Origin of the sequence: Niveispirillum fermenti (genome assembly GCF_048066175.1) — a bacterium.
Classification (GTDB): domain Bacteria; phylum Pseudomonadota; class Alphaproteobacteria; order Azospirillales; family Azospirillaceae; genus Niveispirillum; species Niveispirillum fermenti.
On record NZ_JBLTXA010000004.1, the window covers coordinates 308,061 to 311,728 of the forward strand.

The 3,668-nt window shown below is 64.1% G+C and carries 3 protein-coding genes; 2 read left to right on the forward strand and 1 reads right to left on the reverse strand.

Annotation, left to right across the window (positions count from 1 at the left end):
* The first annotated feature begins 42 nt into the window (after positions 1 to 42).
* Positions 43 to 1,485 (forward strand): helix-turn-helix domain-containing protein, encoded by a 1,443-nt coding sequence (locus ACM9LZ_RS06520; RefSeq protein ID WP_416618537.1) that lies wholly within the window; start codon positions 43 to 45, stop codon positions 1,483 to 1,485.
* Positions 1,486 to 1,642: 157 nt separating this feature from the next.
* On the forward strand, positions 1,643 to 1,846 hold the full coding sequence (locus ACM9LZ_RS06525; RefSeq protein ID WP_416618538.1) for a DUF4287 domain-containing protein: 204 nt from the start codon (positions 1,643 to 1,645) through the stop codon (positions 1,844 to 1,846).
* 265 nt (positions 1,847 to 2,111) lie between these two features.
* Here the strand turns inward: ACM9LZ_RS06525 and ACM9LZ_RS06530 are convergent, their stop codons facing one another.
* Entirely contained in the window at positions 2,112 to 3,644 is a 1,533-nt protein-coding gene (locus ACM9LZ_RS06530) for a TolC family protein (RefSeq protein ID WP_416618539.1), read from the reverse strand.
* Positions 3,645 to 3,668: the final 24 nt, after the last annotated feature.

Here is a 3,668-nt window from a genome sequence, read left to right on the forward strand (position 1 = left end):
TCCCGCCCCTGCCGGCGGGCCATCCGGGGACAGAATCCGCGAATGTCCGAAAAGAAAGCCATGCTGGGCCACAAGGTCCGCCGCCTGCGCCGCGACCTGAAGATGACTCAGGCGCAGATGGCGGAGGAGATCGGCGTCTCCCCCAGCTATCTGAACCTGATCGAGGCGAACCAGCGGCCCCTGACGGTGCCGCTGCTGCTGAAGATCGCGTCGGTCTATGGCATAGACATGGCGAGCTTTGCGGAGGATGACGAGACGCGGCTGGTGGCCAGCATGCGTGAGGTCTTCGCCGACCCCCTGTTCGAGACGGGTGACATCAAGGGCCAGGACATGAAGGAGGTGGCCGCCGCCGCCCCCAATCTGGGCCATGCCATCGTCTCGCTCTATCGCGCCTATCGGGAGGCGCGGGAGGATCTGGGTGCCCTGGCGGAAAAGGTGGCCGACCGCGACAAGTTGCAGGTGATGGGTGCCCAGGCCTTCCCGCAGGAGGAAGTGTCGGAATTCTTCCAGGGGGAGCAGAATCATTTCCCCGACCTGGAAACGGCTGCGGAAACCCTGTGGATCGATGGTGATCTGGAGGGGGGCAACCTGTACGGGTCGCTGTCGGCGTACCTGCTGAAGAAGCACGGGGTGCGGGTGCGGCTTATGCCGACCGAGGTGATGGGCGGCGCCATCTGCCGGTTCGACCGGCATTCCCGTCGTGTGCTGATCTCTGAAATGCTGGACCCGGCGGGCCGCACGTTCCAGCTCGCCAGCCAGGCGGCGCTGCTGGGCCATGCGCCGCTGCTGGAGGCGGCGGTGGCCCGTGGCAGCTTCAGCCATGATGAATCCCGCAAGCTGGCGCGGGTCGGGCTGGCGAACTACGTCGCTTCGGCCATCATGATGCCTTATGGCCGGTTCCTGATGGCAGCCAAGGAGGTCCGGTACGATATCGAAATATTGTCCCGGCGCTTCGTGGCCAGTTTCGAGCAGGTCTGCCACCGGCTGACCTCGTTGCAGCGGCCGGGGGCGAAGGGCGTGCCCTTCTTCTTCGCGCGGGTCGATCCGGCCGGCAACATGTCGAAGCGATTCAGTGCCGCGCCGGGTTTTCACTTCGCGCGGTTCGGCGGGGCCTGCCCGCGCTGGCATGTGCATGATGCCTTCCGCCATCCCGGCGAAATCCAGACACAGTTGGCACGCCTGCCGGACGGCACCACCTATTTTTCCATAACGCGCACGGTCACCAAGCCGGGCGGCGGCTGGAAGCAGCCGGCCCGGCAGTTCGCCATCGCCATCGGGTCCGACCTGGCCCATGCGGGGCAACTCGTTTATGCCGATGGGCTGGATTTGTCCGATCCGGAGACGGCGACGCCGATCGGCGTCAATTGCCGCATCTGCCCGCGCCTGGATTGCACGCAGCGCGCCTTCCCGCCCCTGTCCCACCGCCTGGCGGTGGATGAGCATATCCGCGGCGTTTCCAGCTATGTGAATGTGGGGGCGGTCTGATACTATTTTGCGGTGATCAGAGCCAATAGGCTCTGATCACCGCAAAATAGTATAAGGCATTGAAGTAAAATAAAATTTTCCGGACAGACATATAGGGGGATAGAAGGCTATTTCTGCTATTGTCCGCAGTTGAAGTCATTGTTGTCCGGGAAGTGTCATGACAAAAGATGCGATCAAGGGGCCTGCCTCCTATTTCCCCTCCATCGAGGCAAAATACGGCCGCCCTATCGCGGAGTGGAAAGCGCTTATCCGCGGGCAGAGCGGGAAAAAGCATATGGAGCTTGTCGCCTGGCTGAAGGCAGAGCATGGCATGGGGCATGGCCATGCCAATGCGCTCGTCGCGGATACGCTACGCGAATAGTACATGCCCGGAAGCGCTTCCGGCTTCGCCCTATCGTTACCCTTTATCAGTGGCTTGCCTGCGACCGTGATAGCCCCTCACCCCGGCTTGTCGCCGGGGTGAGGGGCATACCGGGCCGTTGGGCCGGTATGGATCCGGTACGGCGGCGACCGCCATCACGCCGCTCGTGCGGCGCAGCCAAGCCAACGAATGTTGGCGCCGGCGATTGAGGCCGGTGATCGGTTGTGATCACCGGGACTTGATATAAGAGTGTTCTGACGGGCGCTCAGCTTCCGGGGGTCTGGAGTGCCCGGCTGCCCGCGCCGGTCTGGATCAATTGTGCCTGCGCATTGATGGCGTTGGCGATGGTTTCGATGTTGCTTTCACTGTCGGCCTGCTGCACCGGGTCGAAGCCTGCGGCCTGGTTGATCGCCCCATAGGCATTCTGGAGTTCGGCATAGGCCCGGTCGCGGGCCCGCTTTGCCAGCAGGGCGGAAGCGGCGGAACGGATGCGCTCGAGTTTCGTCTGGGCATCGCTGGCCGCGGCGGCGGCGATCTGGTTCTGGATACGGGTTTCTACGGCTTCCAGGCTCGCATAGCGGTCATAGAGACGCTCGGCGCGGGCATGGCGGTGCCAGGCGAGGTTGACCTGGGCCAGCACGGCCATGCGCAGGGCCTGTCTGCGGATTTCGGCCACCTTCTCCCGGGCCTCGCCGGCTTCTTCGATCTTCGACCAGTGCAGGACGTTCAGCAGGTTCCAGGAAACCTGGACGCCGGCGTCGGCCCAATCATTGTTCACCAGATAATCGTTGCTGTCATAATTGAGGCCGGCGAAGAGGGTGGCCCCCGGCAGCAGCTTCAGCAGGCTCATGCGGGTTTCGATGGCCGCATTGCGGGCAATATAGGCCTCTTCCCGGACTTCGGGCCGTTCGACCATGGCGATGGCTTCCAGATCGGCGAGCGTATATCCGGGCTTCGGTACCACCAGGCTGGCTTCATCGGGAACGGCGACCTGGACCGGCGTGGCGGGTGGCAGGTTCATCAGGCTGGCGAGTTGCGTCCTGGCGATGGCCATATCGGCTTCCAGGGCTTCGAGCTGCTGCACGATTTCCAGCAGCGCCTTTTGATAGCGCAGGGCATCCAGCGGGGGCAGCAGGCGCTGTTCCTCGGCCTGTCTGGACTGTTCCAGCGCCTGACGGGCTTCATCCAGGATGGCGGCGACCTGGGGCTTCAGGCGCTCTGCGGTCGCGGCTTCCCACCAGGCGGCGCGGACCTGTTCGATGATGTTGAGAACGACGCGGCGGCGGCGTTCCTCTGCGGCCAGCAGCTTGTTGGCCTGCGCCTTGGCGCCGTAATAGGAGAGGCCGAAATCCAGGACATTCCAGCCGAGCTGGAGGTCGACCGAAGCGCTGGTCCGTTCGGAGCTTGTCGACGGCACCAGAGAGACCTGGCCCGTTTCCACCGATTCCGAAACCGAGGCAAGGACGTTGGAGCGGGTGCGCAAACCGGCCCGCGTGGCCAGCTTGGGCAGCATATCGATGCCGCTGGTGCCCAGGATCCTGTCCTCCAGCGCCTGTTCCATCAGGGTGACGCGGTGCTGAAGATTGTATTTCAGCGCGCGGGCCATGGCCTGTTCCAGTGTCAGGGGGGCGGTAACGGCCTCCTGGCTGGCGAACATGGCCTGACGGTCAGCGGCGGCCTGGGCGATCTGCTGGTCCAGGGTGAGGGGTTCCGGCGTGACGGTGCAGCCGGTGAGGATCAGCAGGATGGCCGAGCCGGCGAGCAGGCTGACGCGGCTTTTGCGGGACATGCGGTTCATTCTTGGGCTCTCCAGGTCGGCCGG

Bases quoted from the DNA above. Each gene is read 5' to 3' on its own strand.
- ACM9LZ_RS06530 (WP_416618539.1), bottom strand. From the start codon at position 3,644: ATGAACCGCATGTCCCGCAAAAGCCGCGTCAGCCTGCTCGCCGGCTCG.
- ACM9LZ_RS06520 (WP_416618537.1), top strand. From the start codon at position 43: ATGTCCGAAAAGAAAGCCATGCTGGGCCACAAGGTCCGCCGCCTGCGC.
- ACM9LZ_RS06525 (WP_416618538.1), top strand. From the start codon at position 1,643: ATGACAAAAGATGCGATCAAGGGGCCTGCCTCCTATTTCCCCTCCATC.